The organism is Azospirillum largimobile (assembly GCF_977007025.2).
Window position 1 is genome coordinate 715988 of record NZ_CDRMUA020000002.1, and the last position, 17740, is coordinate 733727.

A 17740-nucleotide genomic window follows, 5' to 3' on the forward strand; every position below is an offset into this window, starting at 1 on the left:
GCACAATCATGGCCGTGTATCAGCCGCCGCTTCAATCCATGCGCTTCCTGGTCCATGAGGTGCTCCATGCCCCCGCCGTGCTGGCGGAATCGGGGTGGGAGGAGATGTCGGGCGAGCTGTTCGACGACGTTCTCGCCCAGGCCGGGCGCATCGCCGCGGAGGTCCTGTTCCCCCTCAACCGCTCCGGCGACGAGGAGGGGGTGCGCGTCGAGGCGAACGGCGTCCGCATGCCGGCCGGGTTCGCCGACGCCTACCGTGCTTGGCGCGAGGGCGGCTGGAATGGGCTGGCCGGCGATCCCGCCTATGGCGGACAGGGCATGCCGGCGCTGCTCGACACGCTGGTGACGGAGATGGTGTGCGGCGCCAACCTCGCTTTCAGCATCGTGCCCGGCCTGACCCAGGGCGCCATCCGCGCCATCGCGGCGCATGCCGGCGACGCGCTGAAGGACACCTATCTGCCGCGGATGATCTCCGGCGACTGGACCGGCGCCATGGCCCTGACCGAGCCGCATGCCGGCACCGACCTCGGCCTGCTGCGCACGCGGGCGGAGCCGGCCGATGACGGCAGCCATCGCGTGACCGGCCAGAAGATGTTCATCTCGTCGGCCGACCACGACCTGACCGACAACCTCGTCCATCTGGTGCTGGCGCGCCTGCCCGATGCGCCCGCGGGCACGCGCGGCATCAGCCTGTTCCTGGTGCCGAAGCTGCTGCCGGACGGCTCCCGCAACGGCTGGACCGTGCTGTCGTCGGAACAGAAGATGGGGCTCCACGCCTCGCCCACCTGCGTGGTGTCCTACGAGGGGGCGGTGGGCTGGATGGTGGGGCAGCCGCACCGGGGCCTGCCGGCCATGTTCACCATGATGAACCACGAGCGGCTGTTCGTCGGCATCCAGGGCATCGGCGTCGGCGAATGCGCCGCACAGTCCGCCCTGGCCTACGCGCGCGAGCGCGAACAGGGCCGGGCGCCCGACGGGCCGCGCAGCCCCGACCGGCCGGCGGATGCGATCATCCACCTTCCCGACGTGCGGCGGATGGTGCTGACCGCCCGCGCGCTGACCGACGCCGGGCGGGCGCTGGCCGCCTGGACCGCGCTGTGGATGGACCGCGCCCATCATGCTACCGATCCCGCCGTGAGGGAGGAGGCGGAGGATTGGGCGGCCCTGCTGACCCCGGTCATCAAGGCGGCCGGCACCGACTTCGGCTTCGAGGCGGCGGTGTTGGCCCAGCAGGTCATGGGCGGCCACGGCTATATCCGCGACAACGGGGTCGAGCAGTTGGTCCGCGACGTGCGCGCGACGCAGATCTATGAGGGGACCAACGGCGTCCAGGCGCTCGACCTCGTGCAGCGCAAGCTGACGCTGAACGGCGGCCGGCCGGTCGCCCGCCTGTTCGCGGCAATCGACGCGGCGGCAAGGGATCTGGCCGCCGAACCGCTCACCCGCGACTTCGCCGGCCCGCTGCGCGACGCGGCGGAGCGGCTGCGCGGGGTGGTCGCGTGGCTGGCGGAGGCGGGAGCGCAAAGCCCCCTCGCCCCGGCGGCGGCGGCGACCGACACGCTGAGGCTGATGGCGCTGGTGACCTATGGCTGGATGTGGGGGCTGATGGCGACGGCGGCGGCACGGCGGCCGGAGGGGTATGACGAGGCTTATCTGGATGGACGGATCGGCCTCGCCCGCGTCTTCGCTAACCACTTGCTGCCCGAGACCGTAGCGCTGGACCTGCGCATCCGCAGCGGCCACGACAGCCTGTTCGATCCCGGCCTGCCGGCCGACCTGACCGGCTTGGAAGGTTAGGCCCGCAAAGCCTTCAGGACCAGTTCCACCATATGGGCGAGCCGCTCCTCCCGCGCCGGCTCGGCCAGCAGGTCGCGGCCGAAGATGACGGACAGGGTGTGGACGTTGGACAGGTAGAAATAGGACAGTCCCGCGATGGAGATGTAGAGCTGCACCGCATCCACCCCGGCCCTGAACACCCCCTGCTCCACCCCGCGCGCCAGCACGTCGGCAATCATCTGGACGAAGGGCGAATGCATCGACTGGACATGGGCCGAGCCCTTCAGAAGCTCCGCCTTGTGCAGGTTCTCGATGTTCAGCAGGGCCATGAATTCGGGATGGTCGATGAAATACTGCCAGGTGAACCCGATCAGCCGCGCGATGGCGTCAGGCGGGTCCAGCATCTCCAGGTTCAGCGTGCGTTCGGTGGCGCGGATATGGGCGTAGGCGCCTTCGAGGACCGCCAGATACAGCTCCTCCTTGTTGCCGACATGGTAGTAGAGCATGCGCTTGTTGGTGCCCGCCTGCTCGGCGATGCGGTCGATGCGGGCGCCGCCCAGACCGTAGCGCGCGAACTCCTCCGTCGCGGCGGCCATGATGCGGGCCCGCGTCCCTTCCGGGTCACGTGTCGCCTTGGCCGGCGCGGCAGCTTTGCTCGGCGTCGGTGCGGGCGGCACCGGTTCGGGTGCGTCGGTCAGGGCGTCCATGCGGGAAGCCGGCTCCTGCGGTACGGGTAGGGGGCGGTCTTCCCCGATGGTAGAGCGTCGGCCGGCGAATTCAAACCACGCTGCGGTGCCGGTCGATGCAGGTGTCCAGCACCTCGCCCATCGGCCGTTCCCACCAGTTGGCTTGCGAGAAGATCTCCACCTCCGACCAGCCGGCGAAGCCGCACTCCTCCACCCAGCCGCGGATGCGCGGGATGTCGATGACGCCGTCGCCCATCATGCCGCGGTCGAGCAGCAGGTCGGTCGTCGGCACCAGCCAGTCGCAGACATGGAAGGCCAGCAGCCTCTCCTTGCCGGCGCGGCGGATCTGCGCCTCCAGCTGCGGATCCCACCAGACGTGATAGACGTCGACCGCCACCCCAAGCGCCCCGGTCCGCGCCGGGTCCAGCCGGTCGCAGAGGTCGAGCGCCTGGGCCATCGTGTTCACGCAGGCGCGGTCGGCGGCATACATCGGGTGCAGCGGCTCGATCGCCAGCGGCATGCCGGCCTTGCGGGCGTAGTCCAGCAGTTCGGCGATGCCGTCCTCCACCTGCGAGCGGGCCAGCGCGATGTCCTTGCTGGGCGGCGATCCGGGGCGGGAATATTGCGGCAGTCCGCCGACCACCAGCACGAGGCACACCGCTCCCAGCGCCGCCGCCTCGTCCACCGCGCGACGGTTGTCGTCGCGGACCTCCGCCGCCTTGGACGGGTCGGCCGGGAACATGCCGCCGCGGCAATAGCCTGACAGCGCCAGTTCTCCGTTGCGCACCGCCCGCACCGCGGCGTCCAGCCCGACCGCCGCGACCTGATCGCGCCACGGCGAGACGGCGCGAATGCCGCGGCGGGTGCAGGCATCGAGGATCTCCACCAAGTTGCCTTGCTTGCGGACGGTGGCGGTGTTGATCGACAGCCAGCGGTGATCTCCGGAAAAGTCGCGCATCATGAAATCCTGCATCAGGCGATCCCCCGCACCGCCAGCACCGCCGCCATCCGCCGCGCCGCCCGGTCGGGATCGGACAGCAGTCCGGCCCGGTCGGCCAGCCGGAACAGCTCGGCCAGATGCAGGGTGGAGCGCGTGCTCTCCTGCCCGCCGACCATGGTGAAATGGTCCTGATGACCGTTCAGGTAGGCCATGAAGACGACGCCGGTCTTGTAGAAGCGGGTCGGCGCCTTGAAGATGTGGCGCGACAGCGGCACGGTGGGCGCCAGGATGTCGTGGAACGCCGCCTCGTCGCCGTCGGCCAGATGGGCCAGAGCTGCCGCGGCGGCCGGCGCGATGGCGTCGAAGATGCCGAGCAGCGCGTCGGAATGATGCTGCCCGTCGCCGGCGATCAGCTCCGCATAATTGAAGTCGTCACCGGTATACATGCGCACGCCCTCAGGGAGGCGCCGCCGCATGACGATCTCCTTGTCCTTGTCGAGCAGCGAGATCTTGATGCCGTCCACCTTGGGCGCGAAGTCGCCGATGATCGACAGCGCCGTGTCCATCGCCCCGTCGATGTCGGTGGTGCCCCAATAGCCGGCCAGCGCCGGGTCGAACATGTCGCCCAGCCAGTGCAGGATCACCGGCCGCTTCACCTGCGACAGGATGCGGCCATAGACGCGGGCATAATCCTCCGGCCCCCTGGCGACGCGGGCCAGCGCGCGCGACGCCATCAGGATGATGCGGCCGTCCAATGCCTCGATGGCATCGATCTGCTCCTCATAGGCGCGGATCACGTCGTCGATGCCGCGGGCGTTCTCCGGCGGCAGATGGTCGGTGCCGGCGCCGCAGGCAATCACCCCGCCGCGCGCCTTGGCCGCCGACAGCGAGCGGCGGATCAGCTCCAGCGAGGTCGGCCAGTCCAGCCCCATGCCCCGCTGCGCCGTGTCCATCGCCTCTGCGACGCCGAGACCGAGGTCCCACAGATGCTCACGGAAGGCGATGGTGCGGTCCCAGTCGATGGCCGGGGCCAGCCACGGGTCGCAGTCGGCGAAGGGGTCGGCGACCATATGGGCGGCAGCGAAGGCGATGCGGGTCAGCGGCCGTTCGGTGCGGGCGGGAAAGCCGCGCGGCGGGGCGAGCGTGTAGCTTTCGATGCTGCGGTCGGGGCGGGGGAGGCGGATGGTCGGCATGGGATGGATTCCTGACTGAAGGTACCGCCACTTGCCCCCACCCCAACCCTCCCCCGCTGGGCGAGGGAGGGAGCAGGCGCTTGTTCGGGAGAGCAGCGGCAGTCCCCTCCCCCGCCCAGCGGGGGAGGGTTAGGGTGGGGGTCTAACTCGGCCGACGCCTCACCCCCCGATCGCCGGCACATCCACCCAGCGGCGCTCGCGCCAGCTCTGCAGCGCGCATTCCACCAACTGGACGCCCTTGGCGCCTTCGATCAGACCGTGCTTGTAGGGCGCATCCTCCACCACATGGCGGATGAAGGACTCCCACTGCACCTTGAAGCCGTTGTCGAACACGGCGTTGTCCGGCACCGGCTGCCAAGTGTCGTAGAAATCGATGGTCTGCTTCTGGTCGGGGTTCCACACCGGGCGCGGCGTGCCCTGGCGCGGCTGGATCACGCAGTCGGTCAGGCCGGCTACCGCCGAGCCGTTGGTGCCGTCGACCTGGAAGGTCACCAGATCGTCGCGATAGACCCGCGTGCACCAGGAGGAGTTGATGGTGGCGATCACCCCGCCTTCCAGTTCGAACATCGCATAGGCGGCGTCGTCGGCGGTGGCCTTGTAGGGCTTGCCGGTCTCGTCCCAGCGTTCGGGAATGTGGGTGGCGCCCAGGCAGGAGATGCTCTTGACCTGCCCGAACAGGTTGTCCAGCACATAGCGCCAGTGGCAGATCATGTCGAGGATGATGCCGCCGCCATCCTCCTCGCGGTAATTCCAGGACGGACGCTGCGCCGGCTGCCAATCGCCCTCGAACACCCAGTAGCCGAACTCCCCGCGCACCGACAGCATGCGGCCGAAGAAGCCGCTGTCGCGCAGCATGCGCAGCTTTTCCAGCCCCGGCAGAAACAGCTTGTCCTGCACCGTGCCGTTCTTCACCCCGGCCTCGTTCGCCAGCCGGACGACGCGCAACGCCTCGTCCAGGTTGGTGGCGATGGGCTTTTCGCAATAGACATGCTTGCCGGCGCGGATCGCCTTTTCCAGCAGGGTCGGCCGCATTTGGGTGGTGCCGGCGTCGAAGAAGATCACGTCGTCGCGGTTTTCCAGTGCGGCGTCGAGATTGTCGCTCCACCGCTCGATGCCGTGGCGGCGGGCCAGCTCCTGCATCTTCTCGGCATTGCGGCCGACGAGGATCGGGTCGGGCATGACGCGCGTGCCATCGGACAGGGCCACACCGCCCTGGGCGCGGATCGCCAGGATCGAGCGGATCAGGTGCTGGTTCATGCCCATCCGCCCGGTCACGCCGTGCATGATGAGGCCAAGGCGCTTGGTGCTCATGGGGGAACTCCTTCGGAAAGCGCTGATGTCGGGTCTGAAAGGGGGGACAGGCCGGCCCAGTCGGGGTCGGCGATATGAGCGAAGCCAGGGCCGAACAACGGCGCCGTCGGCAGCCGTCCGCTGCCGGTGGCGAGCCTGACCGTCCCCTCGGCGCGACGTTCGTAGAAACCGGGATGGGCTGTGAGGAAGGCGTCGGCCTCATTCGGACTGCCGAAGCCCTCGCCATACTGATGCCCGTTGCGTTCGGCATGCGGGATGCCGAGGAAGGCGACGAGCGCAGTGTCCTGCTGCACCGACAACCCGGCCTGACAGGTCAGATCCTCGGCGGAAATGAAGTGCGGCGGCCCCCACGCCGTGCAGCGGGCGCGGTTGAGCATCGCCTTGTAGAGGCCCTTGCAGGATTTGGACGACACGCCGCGATAGCCCATGGCGCGGGCTTGCGGGAAGGCGTCATAGCCGTCGTCGGATTCGTCGATGATGACCGCGATGCGGTCCGCCACCGCGCCCAGCGGCCGCGCGAGCGCCGCCTCCCGCGCGATGGGCTGCTCCAGATAGGCCAGCGCCTTGCGGAAGCCCGCCAGCGCCGGGGTAGCGTCGATCCGGTCGAGAAGTTCCGCGACGTGGGCCGCGTCGCGATACTGCTCGTTGCCGTCCAGCGTGGCGCGGTAGCCGGGGACCGCCCCCCCAAGCACGCCGGCCAGTTCGGTGAGCCGCTCGACATCGGCGGACACGTCGCCGCCCAGCTTGATCTTGAACCAGTGCAGATGCGTGTGCCCTGCCAAGTCTTCCGGTTGGTCGAGCAGGCCGACAGTGTGACGCAGTTCCACCTCGGCAAGCGGGGAGAGGTTCCGCAGGAAGTCGTCGAGATCGAAACCGCCGAGGTCGGCCGTCAGCCGCGCATCCAGCCCGGCGACGTTGGCGCCCAGCCCCTGGAACGCATTGAGATTCAGCACCCGCAGGAGCCCGTCGAGCACCGCCTTATCGATCTGCGCCGGGCCGAAGGCGGCGGCGAGTTTCGGTTCCAGCGTCGGGGTGAAAGCGGCGTGATGGCCAAAGGCGGTGTCGAGCCGGCTATCCGCCAGATACCCTTCCCGCGCCTCCACCAGCGAGCGGCGCAAGCCGTCCACGGTGTCGGCCGGGCTGCGGTCCGGGCGCTTGTCGAACCATTTCGGCATCATCATCTCGGCCGTCGCGCCCCAGGCCTCGCCCTGCCCTTCGACGGCGACCAGAGCGCGGACGAATGCCTGCGGGGCGGCCTCCACCGTCACCGCGCCGAAGCGGAACGGCTTCACGAAACGGACGGGCCGCTCGTACAGCTCGATGGCGCGGATGCGGAGACGGGGGGCGGGCATGGGATGGTCTTTCGTGGTGATGGTGACTGGCCCCCACCCTTCCCATGCTAGCGCATGGGCCCCTTCCCTCCCCCGCTGGGCAGGGGAGGGAGTTGGTCGCAAGGCGGCGGCAGTTCCCTCCCCCGCGGTCGGACCGGCCTTCGGCCGGCCGAGAGCGGGGGAGGGTTAGGGAGGGGGCAATCGCAGTCCGGTGCCTAATCCAGATGCCCCTGCGCAGCGAAATGCTTGCGGATGGTCTGGGTCAGCTGGATGAAGACCGGGTCGCCCATGACGTCCAGCGTCCGCGGGCGCGGCAGCGGGACCTCGTAGGTGGCGGCGATGGTGCCGGGACGTTCCGACATCACCATCACCCGGTCGGCCAGGAACACCGCCTCGGGGATGGAGTGGGTGATCAGGATCACCGTCTTGCCGGTCTCGAACTGGATGCGCTGCAACTCGACGTTCATCCGCTCCCTGGTCATGGCGTCGAGCGCACCGAACGGCTCGTCCATCAGCAGGATCTTCGGGTCATGCACCAGCGCCCGGCACAGCGCGGCGCGCTGCTGCATGCCGCCCGACAGCTGCCAGGGGTATTTGTTCTCGAACCCCGTCAGCCCGGTCATCCCGATCAGCTTATGCGCGCGCTCCAGGTAGCGTTCGCGCGGCAGGCGGCGGATTTCCACCGGCAGCATGATGTTGCGCAGCACGGACCGCCAAGCCAGAAGGGTCGGGCTCTGGAAGACGATGCCGGTGTCGTCGTGCGGCTCCGTCACCACGTCGCCTTCGATGCTGATGGTGCCGCTGGTGACCGGCAGCAGCCCGGCCAGCATCTTCAGCAGGGTGGACTTGCCGCAGCCGGACGGGCCGACCACCACCAGGAACTCGCCCGGCCGCACGTCGAAGGTGATGGGGCGGAGCGACGGCACCTCGCCGTCGCGGGTGCGGTAGGTCTTGGTCACGCCGTCGATGCGGATCAGCGGCGCGCCGGACAGGCGCTGCGTCTCCGCCTCGCCGACCAGTTTCAACTGAGGCTGTGCCATGCTCTCCTCGTCGGGCCTTGCGGGGGCCAATGCCGGTCACTCAACGGAAGGTCATTTGGCGGCGGCGTTCATCGCCTTCGCCGCGGGGTCGGCCGGCAGGAACTCGCGGGTGTAGAAGCGCTTGGGGTTCTCCTTGGCCGAGGCGTCCAGCCCGCCATACTCGACCAGCATGTCCACCGTCTCCTTCATGTTGGCGTCGGTGACCTGGAAGGGCCGCATCCCCTGCGTCTCCTTGGTGCGGTAGAGCGGGATGGTCAGCTCGAAGCCTTCCTGCAGCGTGTCCGGCTTGCCGCCCTTGGGGTTGGCCTTCAGGATGGCGGCCGCGGCCTCCTTCGGCGCCTTCTCCGCCTCCTCCACCGCCTTGGTGGAGGCGGCCATGAAGCGGCGGACGAGGTCGGGATTGTCCTTCAGCGTGTCGGTGTTGGCGATGATGCCGGACGAGACCATGTTGACGCCGTAATCGGCGAAGCGGATCGGCGTCACCGACTTGCCGGTGGCGTCCTTGATCTTCATGCTCTGGTCCATGACATAGCCCAGCAGCAGATCGGCCTGTCCGTTGATGACGGCGTTCAGCTTGGTCTGGGCATCGCCGGACACCACCTCGAAATCACGCTCCTTCAGGCCTGTCTTCTTCAGGAACAGCGGCCAGATTTGGGACATGCTGTCGCCCGGCGTCATGGCGACGATGCGGTTCTTGATGTCCTCGGGCTTGCGGATGTTCTTCTCGGTGAAGCCCATCGCCGACATCGGGCTGGTCTGCAACAGCACGCCCGGCGAGGTCACCGGCGCGCCCTTCATCGCCGCCTTGATCATGGTCGGCACGTCGACATAGCCGAAGGTGACGCCTTTGCTGGCGACCAGCTGCGTCGTCACCGCCGACCCGCGGCCCTCCTGGATTTCGAGGTCGATGCCCTCGGCCTCGTACAGGCCCTTGTCCTTACCGTAATAGAAGGGGGCGTGTTCGCCATAGACGTACCAGTTCAGCATCAGCGTCACCTTGTCGGCGGCCTGCGCCGGCAAAGTGGAGGCGGCAAAGGCGCAGAGCGCCGCGACGATGGTTTTCTTCATCACGACCGGTGTCCTCCCATGGGTGGTGGATCGCCCCGTCGGCCGGCGCTGTGCGGCGTCGGGGTTCTTGTCGGTGATTTGAGTTTTCGGATGACGTCAGGCGGTGGGGCTGAACTTGTCGCGCTGGCTGGCGTGCCAGGGGATGGCGAAGCGTTCCAGCACGTCGATGACCCAGAACAGCACCACGCCCATCAATGCCAGCACGGTCAGCGCCGCGAACATCAAGGGCAGTTCGAAATTGCCGATGGAGCGTTGCAGGACGAAGCCGATGCCGGAGTTGGAGCCGACGAATTCGCCGACCACCGCCCCCACCACCGCCAGGGTGATGGAGACCTTCAGCCCCGCGAAGATCGCCGGCAGCGCATGCGGCAGGCTGACCATCCGGAAGGTCTGCAGCCGCGACGCCTTCATCGAGCGGGCGAGGTCCATCATCTCGCCATCCACCGACTTGAAGCCCTGTACCGCCGAGACGACGACGGGGAAGAAGCCCAGCAGGAAAGCGGCGATCACCTTCGGCATCAGGCCGAAGCCGAACCACACCACGAACAGCGGCGCGATGGCGACCTTAGGGATCGACTGCGAAAAGACCAGCAGCGGGTAGACATAGGCCTCCACGGTGCGCGATCCGGCGATCAGCATCGCGATGGGAATGCCGAACAGAACCGAAAGCGCGAAGCCGCCAAGCGTCGCCGTGAAGGTCGGGACGGATTCGGACAGCAGCCGCGGCCATTCGTCGATCATCGCCAGCACGACGTCGCCGGGCTTCGGCACCAGATAGGCGGGCACGCCGAACAGCCGGACCGACAGATCCCACAGAACCAGCAGGATGACCATCAGCAGGATGGGGCGGACCCAGTCGGAATTGAGCAGGCGCAGTGCTGCGCCCGAGCGTGAGCGACGTTCCATGCGTCTTCTCCGGCCGGCGGGCTCGGGCGGCCGAAGGAGCGGCCGCGGTGTTTTAACCGGCTGGTTAAAAGTACGCTCGCGCCGCCCTCCCGGTCAACGCTTACAATGGTGGTAGCGAACTGTTTTGTGCACGGACGGTTCGCCCGTGACGGCGCTTGCCAGCCATCAGCTGTCTGGAGTCCGGGATGCTCGGCCTTTCCCGTTTGCACAACTCGGACACTCAAAACCCATCCGTAAAATCCTAGGGCACGTTTAATAAATCTTTAGGGAAGATGACCCAGCGTGACTGAAGAGAGCTCGCGGTCTTCTTCCGTATCCATCAGACGATTCTCATCTTACCGAAGCGCCTCCAGTGCGGATCCTCGAAATGAATGTCGCTACATTCACCCAATTCCAAAGTCCTTTGGCTCGTGGGGAACAGAACATTCCCGAATCTTCCGCAATAAATCTGTGGTTGTATCTTTTGCGTAAGTCGATGTCGGGGCAAGGTGCGCAGTCATGACTCAGGAAGAAGCCCGGCTGGATGCGCTACGCGAGTTGAATCTGCTGGATACGGCGCCGAGCGAGAGCTTCGATCGCATCACCCGCATGGCAAGCCAGCTGTTCGGCCTGCCGATCGCCGCCGTCTCGCTGACCGACAGGGACCGGCAATGGTTCAAGTCACGTGTCGGCGTCGATCACTGGCAGATCCCGCGTGAAAAGGCCCCCTGCGGCCAGGTCGCGGAAAGCTGCGACTTCCTGGTCATTCACGACTTCGACAAGGACGAATGCTACCGCGACAGCCTTCTGGCCCGGTCCGGCATCCGGTTCTACGCGGGCGCTCCTCTGATCACCCGCGAAGGACACACGCTCGGGGCGATGTGCGTGCTCGGTACGGAGCCGCGCGCGATCACCAGCCAGGAAACGGCGGCACTCAAGGATCTTGCCGCCATGGTGATGGCCCAGATCGAACTGCAGCATGCCCTGGGACGGATCGATCCGGTCAGCGGCCTGCCGAACCGCACGCAGTTCATCGAAGACATCGAGGATCTCGCACGGGATCATCCGGGGGAGCAGCGCTATGCCATCCTGGTCGATCTGATCGATGTTGCGCAGCACACCGCCACGCTCCGCGCCATCGGCCCGGCCTTCACCGATGACCTCGTCCGGGCGGCCACCCGGCGTCTGCGGCGCGTGGTCGGTCCTGAAACCACGATCTATCAGATCGGCACGACCCACCTCGGCTATCTGCCGTCCGTCATGAGCGAACAGGAGATGATGGCGGCCGCGGCCAAAGTACCGACAGAATTGGGCAAAGTAACCGGCGCGCAGGAAACGCCTGTGGTGATCCGTGCGGCCATCGGCGTGGCTCCGTTCCAACTGGGCGCGGCCACCCCCCAACATGTCCTGCGCATGGCCTACAGCGCTCTGCAGGATGCCCGCGAGGCGGACAGAGGGGTCGGTATCTATTCCGCGTCGCTCGACGACGCTCACCGACGCCGCTTTCAACTGCTGGCCGATTTTCCCCAGGCGCTCGCCGCGGCCGACCAGTTGACGCTCGTCTTTCAGCCGCGCGTGGACATCCCGACCGGCAGATGCGTTGGTGCGGAGGCGCTGCTGCGCTGGTCCCATCCCGTTCTCGGCGCAATCCCGCCCGGGGAATTCGTCCCCATCATTGAGCAGACCGCTCTCGCCGACGGCATGACCGAGTGGGTTGCCCGCACCGCGCTGTCACAGCTGGCCGCATGGCGAGCCGCGGGCATCGATCTGGCGCTTTCCATCAACATCTCGGCATCGAACCTGGACCAACGGGATTTTCCTGCCCGTCTGGCTGGATTGGCCAAGCAGTGTGACGTTCAACCGGATCGCATCGAGCTGGAACTGACCGAAAGCGCCATTCTCCGCAATGGCGAAAACGCTTTGCAACGGATGGAAGAGCTGAGATCGACAGGCTTTGGAATAGCCATCGACGATTTCGGCACCGGGTACAGCAGCCTGTCCTACCTTGAAAAAATACCGACCGACGTGGTGAAGATCGATCGCTCCTTCATCCAGGGCCTTGGCGATCAGGACCGGAGCTTCACGCTGGTAAGCGCGATGATCTCCCTGATCCATCAGCTGGGCTATCGGGTCGTCGCCGAAGGCGTGGAGAACCACACCGCCCTGGACCTGCTGTCGGAACTGGGGTGCGACGAAGTCCAGGGGTATCATATCGCGCGCCCGATGACGGCGACGGTGTTCGAGCGCTGGCTGCGCGATCACTCTGGAGGTCGGGGATGACAGCCGTGGGGAGACGCCGTCCGACAAGGCGCGACGCCGTCCTTCCCACCATCATCCATCAGGCCGGGAGCCGCTGCCAGCCCAGCCGCTTGTAGCGCGCTTCCAGAATGGTCGGCGTCGCGCAGGCGTAGCCGAACCAGAGCCCCACCAGCATGAGCGCCCCGCTGGGCCAAAGCAGCAGGGCGACGACGGTCAGAACCGCGTGGATCGCGCTGTGCATCCACTCGCCCTTGGACGCGAAATAGAACGGGCCGCACAGGAACGCCCAGACACCGGACCTGTTGGACACCGCTTCCGTCTGGCCGGTCTCGGGGTTTTGGAAGATCGTGGCTGATGACGGCGATGCCATGTTCGTCTCCTTGGCTTGCCGGACCCAGTGTGGACGACGGTCGCCGCACCCGTCGCTTCCGGTAGCCGGCTTTCCCGCATGGTGGACAATCGGGCGCCACGATGGTCGCTCGTCAGGCCTCGGCCGTGCTTTCCTCGTTTCCGGTTCCGCGCAGGACTTCCAGGAACCGTTCCAGCACCAGATTCGGCTGGGCCCCCTTCTTCGTCACCACCTGAAACTCCAGGGCATGATGGTAGGTGTCGGGCTGCAGCGCCCGCATCATGCCGCGCTCGACCCATTGCCGGGCGTAATGGGTGGGCAGAAAGCCGACATAGCATCCGGTGAGGATCAGGAAGGCCACCCCCTCGCGGTCGGTCGCGGTCGCGGTGTTGTTCAGCTCATGGGGAAGCTGCGCCTGGGTCGGCGCCACGGCGTCGGCGGCCTCGACCGCCTCCCGCGTCACGGCAGCACCGGAACGGTCGAACAGCGGATGACCATCGCCGCAGTAGAGCAGGGACTCCTCCTGGTAAAGCGGAAGACCGGCCAGTCCCGGCAGGCCTCTGCGGACGGGAACGACGCCGACGTGCAACTGCCCGTCCAGCACGCCGCGCTCGATCTCGTTGGGCGGGATCATGCGGATGTTGACGCGGACCTCCGGCGCCAGCTGCTTCAGGCTGCGCAGGGCGTGGGTCACCCGCATCTGCGGCATGGTGACGAGGTTGTCGGTGATGCCGATGTTCAATTCGCCGCGCAGACGGCCATGAACGGTGTTGATCTCGCTGCGGAAACTCTCGGTGCTGGCCAGCAGGCGCAGGCTCGCCTCATAGGCCAGATGCCCCTCGTCGGTCAGCCGGAAGCCCGCCCGCCCGCGCCGGCAGAGCGTCAGGCCGAGCCGCCGTTCAAGATCCGCCATGTGCTGGCTGATCGCCGCACGGCTGATGTTCAGCTCCACCTCGGCAGCGGAAAAACCGCCGCACTCCACCACCGTCCGGAACACGCGCAGCAGGCGGATGTCGGCATCGCCGATCGGGGCCAGGGAGCGGGTGGGGGAGCGGGTGGGGGACCGGGTGGGCTTGCTCATGCTGGGACCATGGTGTCGGGGCAGGATAGTTAAGCGCTGGGTTATGTGAAGTTCTTATAGTTTGGATTTAATCGCAACGGGGAAGCGCGCACACTCACCGCCGACAGCACACCCAACAAGATGCGGGAGAACAGCGGATGGCCCCCCTGGACAACGATCATGCCCAGTCCCTCGGCAAGGCTGCCGGACTGACGCGCGAGGAGCTTGACGCCTATTGGATGCCGTTCAGCGGCAACCGTCAGTTCAAGAACAACCCGCGCATGATCGTGAAGGCAGAGGGGACCTGGTACTGGGACGCCGAAGGCCGGAAGATCTACGACAGCCTGTCCGGCCTGTGGTGCAGCGGCGCCGGCCACTGCCGCCGCGAGATTTCCGACGCAGTCGCCCGCCAGATCGCGGAGCTGGATTACAGCCCCGCCTTCCAGCATGGCCATCCGGCCGCCTTCAAGCTGGCGCACAAGCTGGCGTCGATGACCCCGGCCGGCCTCGACCATGTCTTCTTCGTCGGTTCGGGCTCCGAGGCCGCCGACACCTCGCTGAAGATGGCGCGGGCCTATTGGCGGATGAAGGGCCAGCCGACCAAGACCAAGCTGATCGGCCGGTCGAAGGGCTATCACGGCGTCAATTTCGGCGGCACCAGCCTGGGCGGCATCGGCGGCAACCGCAAGCTGTTCGGCACCGGCGTCGATGCCGACCACCTGCCCCATACCGTGCTGCCGCAGAACCTCTTCGTGAAGGGCATGCCGGAGGAGGGCGCCTTCCTGGCCGACGCGCTGGAGGAGCTGGTGGCGCTGCACGACGCCTCCAACATCGCCGCGGTGATCGTCGAACCGCTGGCCGGCTCGGCCGGCGTGCTGCCGCCGCCGAAGGGCTATCTGCAGCGGCTGCGGGAGATCTGCGACAAGCACTCCATCCTGCTGATCTTCGACGAGGTCATCACCGGCTTCGGCCGCATGGGCGCCCCCTTCGGCGCCGATGCCTTCGGCGTGGTGCCGGACATCATGAACGTCGCCAAGGGCCTGACGAACGGCGCCGTCCCGATGGGTGCCGTCGTGGCGAAGCACGACATCTACCAGGCCTTCATGGACAATGGCGGGCCGGAGTACATGGTGGAGTTCCCGCACGGCTACACCTATTCCGCCCATCCGGTCGCCTGCGCCGCCGGTCTGGCCGCGCTCGACATCTTCGAGCGGGAGAAGCTGTGGGAGAAGGCGGCTGCGCTGGCGCCGCATTTCGAAAACCTCATCCACGGGCTGAAGGGACTGAAGAACGTCGCCGACATCCGCAACTACGGCCTGACCGGCGCCGTCACCATCGCCCCGCTTCCGGGCGAGCCGGCACGCCGGCCCTACGAGATCGGCGAGAAGTGCTGGAAGGCCGGCTATTACGTGCGCTTCGGCGGCGACACGCTGCAGTTCGGCCCGCATTTTTACAGCGAGCCGGCCGACCTCGACCGCCTGTTCGACGTCGTCGCCGACGCCATCCAGGCCACGGCGTAAGGGCGCCGGCCCGCGCATTGCCCCCACCCTTCCCGCGGCTGACGCCGCGGGCCCCTTCCCTCCCCCGCTTCGCAAGGGAGGGACGTATGCGCAGCGGCGGAGTTCCCTCCCCCGCCCAGCGGGGGAGGATAGGTGGGGGTCTAACTTCGCAAAGACAAACACCCCCAGGAAAGCCCGACCATGACCATCGTTGCCCACCTGATCGGCGGCAAGACCGACGCGCCCGCCGGCACCCGCACCGCCGACATCGTCAATCCCGCCACCGGCGACGTGGCGGGTCAGGTGGCCCTGGCGTCGCGTTCCACGGTGGAAGAGGCCATCGCCGCCGCCGAGGCCGCGTTTCCGGCCTGGCGCGCCACGCCGCCGGCCAAGCGCGCCCGCGTCATGTTCCGCTTCAAGCAGCTGCTGGAGGAGAATGCCGAGCGCATCTGCGCGCTGATCACGGCGGAGCACGGCAAGGTCCTGGACGATGCCTTCGGCGAGCTGACCCGCGGCATCGAGAATGTCGAATATGCCTGCGGCGTGCCCGAGCTGCTGAAGGGCGAGTTTTCCAAGAATGTCGGGCCGGCCATCGACAGCTGGTCGGAGTTCCAGCCGCTCGGCGTCGTCGCCGGCATCACGCCGTTCAATTTCCCGGCGATGGTTCCGCTGTGGATGTACCCCATCGCCATCGCCTGCGGGAACACCTTCGTCCTCAAGCCGTCGGAGCGCGACCCAAGCTCTGCCCTGTTCATCGCCCAGCTGGCCGAGCAGGCCGGCCTGCCACCGGGCGTGCTGAACGTCGTCAACGGCGACAAGGAGGCGGTGGACACGCTGCTGACCGACCCGCGGGTGCAGGGCGTCAGCTTCGTGGGATCGACGCCGATCGCCGAGTATGTCTATTCGACCGCCGGCGCAAAGGGCAAGCGGGTGCAGGCGCTGGGTGGGGCCAAGAACCACGCCATCGTCATGCCCGACGCCGATCTGGACAACGCGGTCAGCGCGCTGATGGGTGCGGCCTATGGCTCCTGCGGCGAGCGCTGCATGGCGATCTCCGTCGTCGTTGCGGTGGGCGACGAGGTGGCCGACCGGCTGAAGGACAAGCTGTCGGTGGCGCTGCGCGACCTGAAGGTCGGCGCCGGCACCTCGACCGGTTGCGAGATGGGGCCGCTGGTCACCCGCGCGCATTGCGAGAAGGTGAAGGCCTATGTCGACCAGGGCGTCGCCGAAGGGGCGGAGCTGGTGGTGGACGGCCGCGGTCTGGTGGTGCCGGGGCATGAGAACGGCAACTTCCTGGGCGGCTGCCTGTTCGACCGCGTCACCCCGGACATGACCATCTACCGGGAGGAGATTTTCGGTCCGGTCCTCTGCCTCGTCCGGGTCAAGTCGATGCAGGAGGGCATGGACCTGATCGACGGCCACGAATACGGCAACGGCACCTGCCTGTTCACCCGCGACGGCGAGGCCGCCCGCTATTTCAGCGACATGATCAAGGTCGGCATGGTCGGCATCAACGTGCCGCTGCCGGTGCCGGTCGCCTACCACAGCTTCGGCGGCTGGAAGCGGTCGCTGTTCGGCGACCTGTCGGCCTATGGTCCGGACGGCGTGCGCTTCTACACCCGGCGCAAGACCATCACCCAGCGCTGGCCGACCGGCGGGGTCCGCGAGGGCGCCCAATTCGCCTTCCCGTCGATGAAGTAAAGCAGCTTTGGCTGTCGCGACGCCGGTGCCGATGGGAGCGCCGGCGTCGTCCGCCAAGGTTCGGCCCGATGGGCCATGTTCTCGATCAGATGCCGAGCGCGATTTCGCGGCTGACGGCGTGCAGGAGTCCCCAGACATGGTCGGCGAAGGAACGCCAGACCTCGATCCGGAAACGGTTCTCGTCCTCGCGGACCAGGACGATCTGCGCCTTGTCGAAGAGAGTGCGGCAGCCGCTGCCGACCGGCATCGCCTCGACGTCGAAGGCGATGGCCGAGCGCAGGGCCAGCGCCGCGGCCTCCCCCTGCACCAGGATGCCGACCTCGCGATGGCCGACATCGACCAGGCTGTGCGGCTCCTGTAGCGCGGCGAAGGCGTCGGCGATGCCGTCGCCCTCGGCGACCGGCGCCGTCAGCACCCACTCGTCGGGGCCGAGCTGGAGCGCGGTCCGGCCGCCGGCCTCCACCATCCCGCCGATGCGGGTGGGCAGCGGCGCGCCGAATGCGGCCCCGGCCGCCCCGGCGGATGCCGGGTCGATGCGCAGGCTGAAGCGGGCCACGTCGTCGGCGGCGCGGATGCTCAGCCGGCTTGCGGTGTCGCCGGGGATCGTCTTGCCCGGCAACGGGTGATTAGCCAGAAGCATGGG

Annotated in this window: 15 protein-coding genes; 4 read left to right on the top strand and 11 right to left on the bottom strand. The window is 67.5% G+C overall.

Annotated features, from left to right (window positions below; translation table 11 throughout):
• Nucleotides 1–8 precede the first annotated feature (8 nt).
• Entirely contained in the window at nucleotides 9–1796 is a 1788-nt protein-coding gene (locus ACWPKK_RS16460) for an acyl-CoA dehydrogenase C-terminal domain-containing protein (RefSeq protein WP_452006124.1), read from the top strand.
• Here ACWPKK_RS16460 and ACWPKK_RS16465 read toward each other — a convergent pair.
• From ACWPKK_RS16465 to ACWPKK_RS16500, 8 genes are all read right to left on the bottom strand, one after another.
• The gene (locus tag ACWPKK_RS16465; RefSeq protein WP_452006127.1) at nucleotides 1793–2482 is read right to left on the bottom strand and encodes a TetR family transcriptional regulator; all 690 of its coding nucleotides are present in this window, start codon (nucleotides 2480–2482) and stop codon (nucleotides 1793–1795) included. The genes ACWPKK_RS16460 and ACWPKK_RS16465 overlap by 4 nt on opposite strands.
• 70 nt (nucleotides 2483–2552) lie before the next feature.
• The gene (locus ACWPKK_RS16470; protein ID WP_452006674.1) at nucleotides 2553–3419 is read right to left on the bottom strand and encodes a sugar phosphate isomerase/epimerase family protein; all 867 of its coding nucleotides are present in this window, start codon (nucleotides 3417–3419) and stop codon (nucleotides 2553–2555) included.
• A 14-nt stretch (nucleotides 3420–3433) separates the two neighbouring features.
• Nucleotides 3434–4594 carry a dihydrodipicolinate synthase family protein gene (locus ACWPKK_RS16475; RefSeq protein ID WP_452006129.1) on the bottom strand — a complete coding sequence of 387 codons (1161 nt, stop codon included), beginning with the start codon at nucleotides 4592–4594 and terminating at the stop codon, nucleotides 3434–3436.
• A gap of 159 nt (nucleotides 4595–4753) precedes the next feature.
• Nucleotides 4754–5905 (bottom strand): Gfo/Idh/MocA family protein, encoded by a 1152-nt coding sequence (locus tag ACWPKK_RS16480; RefSeq protein ID WP_452006132.1) that lies wholly within the window; start codon nucleotides 5903–5905, stop codon nucleotides 4754–4756.
• Nucleotides 5902–7257, bottom strand: a complete 1356-nt coding sequence (locus tag ACWPKK_RS16485) for a hypothetical protein (RefSeq protein ID WP_452006135.1) — start codon at nucleotides 7255–7257, stop codon at nucleotides 5902–5904. The genes ACWPKK_RS16480 and ACWPKK_RS16485 overlap by 4 nt, the downstream gene beginning before the upstream one ends.
• Before the next feature lie 194 nt (nucleotides 7258–7451).
• Nucleotides 7452–8276 (bottom strand): ABC transporter ATP-binding protein, encoded by an 825-nt coding sequence (locus ACWPKK_RS16490; protein WP_452006138.1) that lies wholly within the window; start codon nucleotides 8274–8276, stop codon nucleotides 7452–7454.
• Nucleotides 8277–8327: 51 nt separating this feature from the next.
• Nucleotides 8328–9344 carry an ABC transporter substrate-binding protein gene (locus tag ACWPKK_RS16495; RefSeq protein ID WP_452006141.1) on the bottom strand — a complete coding sequence of 339 codons (1017 nt, stop codon included), beginning with the start codon at nucleotides 9342–9344 and terminating at the stop codon, nucleotides 8328–8330.
• A 96-nt stretch (nucleotides 9345–9440) separates the two neighbouring features.
• Complete coding sequence (locus ACWPKK_RS16500) at nucleotides 9441–10250, bottom strand: ABC transporter permease (RefSeq protein ID WP_324867888.1); 810 nt, start codon at nucleotides 10248–10250, stop codon at nucleotides 9441–9443.
• Nucleotides 10251–10748: 498 nt separating this feature from the next.
• Here ACWPKK_RS16500 and ACWPKK_RS16505 point away from each other — a divergent pair, with 498 nt between their 5' ends.
• Complete coding sequence (locus tag ACWPKK_RS16505; RefSeq protein ID WP_452006143.1) at nucleotides 10749–12509, top strand: putative bifunctional diguanylate cyclase/phosphodiesterase; 1761 nt, start codon at nucleotides 10749–10751, stop codon at nucleotides 12507–12509.
• A gap of 58 nt (nucleotides 12510–12567) precedes the next feature.
• Here the strand turns inward: ACWPKK_RS16505 and ACWPKK_RS16510 are convergent, their stop codons facing one another.
• Together ACWPKK_RS16510 and ACWPKK_RS16515 are read right to left on the bottom strand one after the other, a co-directional pair.
• Nucleotides 12568–12858, bottom strand: coding sequence for a hypothetical protein (locus ACWPKK_RS16510; RefSeq protein WP_452006146.1), 291 nt, complete (start codon nucleotides 12856–12858; stop codon nucleotides 12568–12570).
• 112 nt (nucleotides 12859–12970) lie between these two features.
• Nucleotides 12971–13918: a LysR family transcriptional regulator gene (locus ACWPKK_RS16515; RefSeq protein WP_452006149.1), complete on the bottom strand. Its 948-nt coding sequence runs from the start codon at nucleotides 13916–13918 to the stop codon at nucleotides 12971–12973.
• Between the two features lie 137 nt (nucleotides 13919–14055).
• Between ACWPKK_RS16515 and ACWPKK_RS16520 the strand changes: the two genes are divergently transcribed.
• Both ACWPKK_RS16520 and ACWPKK_RS16525 read left to right on the top strand, forming a co-directional pair.
• The gene (locus ACWPKK_RS16520; RefSeq protein WP_452006151.1) at nucleotides 14056–15417 is read left to right on the top strand and encodes an aminotransferase class III-fold pyridoxal phosphate-dependent enzyme; all 1362 of its coding nucleotides are present in this window, start codon (nucleotides 14056–14058) and stop codon (nucleotides 15415–15417) included.
• A gap of 180 nt (nucleotides 15418–15597) precedes the next feature.
• Nucleotides 15598–17097, top strand: a complete 1500-nt coding sequence (locus ACWPKK_RS16525; RefSeq protein ID WP_452006154.1) for a CoA-acylating methylmalonate-semialdehyde dehydrogenase — start codon at nucleotides 15598–15600, stop codon at nucleotides 17095–17097.
• An 85-nt stretch (nucleotides 17098–17182) separates the two neighbouring features.
• Here the strand turns inward: ACWPKK_RS16525 and ACWPKK_RS16530 are convergent, their stop codons facing one another.
• Nucleotides 17183–17737, bottom strand: coding sequence for a sarcosine oxidase subunit gamma (locus tag ACWPKK_RS16530; protein ID WP_452006157.1), 555 nt, complete (start codon nucleotides 17735–17737; stop codon nucleotides 17183–17185).
• Nucleotides 17738–17740 lie beyond the last annotated feature (3 nt).

Excerpts from the sequence above, each read along its gene's own strand:
- ACWPKK_RS16525 (WP_452006154.1), top strand. The coding sequence starts at position 15,598 with ATGACCATCGTTGCCCACCTGATCGGCGGCAAGACCGACGCGCCCGCC.
- ACWPKK_RS16480 (WP_452006132.1), bottom strand. The coding sequence starts at position 5,905 with ATGAGCACCAAGCGCCTTGGCCTCATCATGCACGGCGTGACCGGGCGG.
- ACWPKK_RS16490 (WP_452006138.1), bottom strand. The coding sequence starts at position 8,276 with ATGGCACAGCCTCAGTTGAAACTGGTCGGCGAGGCGGAGACGCAGCGC.
- ACWPKK_RS16510 (WP_452006146.1), bottom strand. The coding sequence starts at position 12,858 with ATGGCATCGCCGTCATCAGCCACGATCTTCCAAAACCCCGAGACCGGC.
- ACWPKK_RS16475 (WP_452006129.1), bottom strand. The coding sequence starts at position 4,594 with ATGCCGACCATCCGCCTCCCCCGCCCCGACCGCAGCATCGAAAGCTAC.
- ACWPKK_RS16500 (WP_324867888.1), bottom strand. The coding sequence starts at position 10,250 with ATGGAACGTCGCTCACGCTCGGGCGCAGCACTGCGCCTGCTCAATTCC.
- ACWPKK_RS16530 (WP_452006157.1), bottom strand. The coding sequence starts at position 17,737 with ATGCTTCTGGCTAATCACCCGTTGCCGGGCAAGACGATCCCCGGCGAC.
- ACWPKK_RS16485 (WP_452006135.1), bottom strand. The coding sequence starts at position 7,257 with ATGCCCGCCCCCCGTCTCCGCATCCGCGCCATCGAGCTGTACGAGCGG.
- ACWPKK_RS16505 (WP_452006143.1), top strand. The coding sequence starts at position 10,749 with ATGACTCAGGAAGAAGCCCGGCTGGATGCGCTACGCGAGTTGAATCTG.
- ACWPKK_RS16495 (WP_452006141.1), bottom strand. The coding sequence starts at position 9,344 with ATGAAGAAAACCATCGTCGCGGCGCTCTGCGCCTTTGCCGCCTCCACT.
- ACWPKK_RS16460 (WP_452006124.1), top strand. The coding sequence starts at position 9 with ATGGCCGTGTATCAGCCGCCGCTTCAATCCATGCGCTTCCTGGTCCAT.
- ACWPKK_RS16520 (WP_452006151.1), top strand. The coding sequence starts at position 14,056 with ATGGCCCCCCTGGACAACGATCATGCCCAGTCCCTCGGCAAGGCTGCC.
- ACWPKK_RS16515 (WP_452006149.1), bottom strand. The coding sequence starts at position 13,918 with ATGAGCAAGCCCACCCGGTCCCCCACCCGCTCCCCCACCCGCTCCCTG.
- ACWPKK_RS16465 (WP_452006127.1), bottom strand. The coding sequence starts at position 2,482 with ATGGACGCCCTGACCGACGCACCCGAACCGGTGCCGCCCGCACCGACG.
- ACWPKK_RS16470 (WP_452006674.1), bottom strand. The coding sequence starts at position 3,419 with ATGCGCGACTTTTCCGGAGATCACCGCTGGCTGTCGATCAACACCGCC.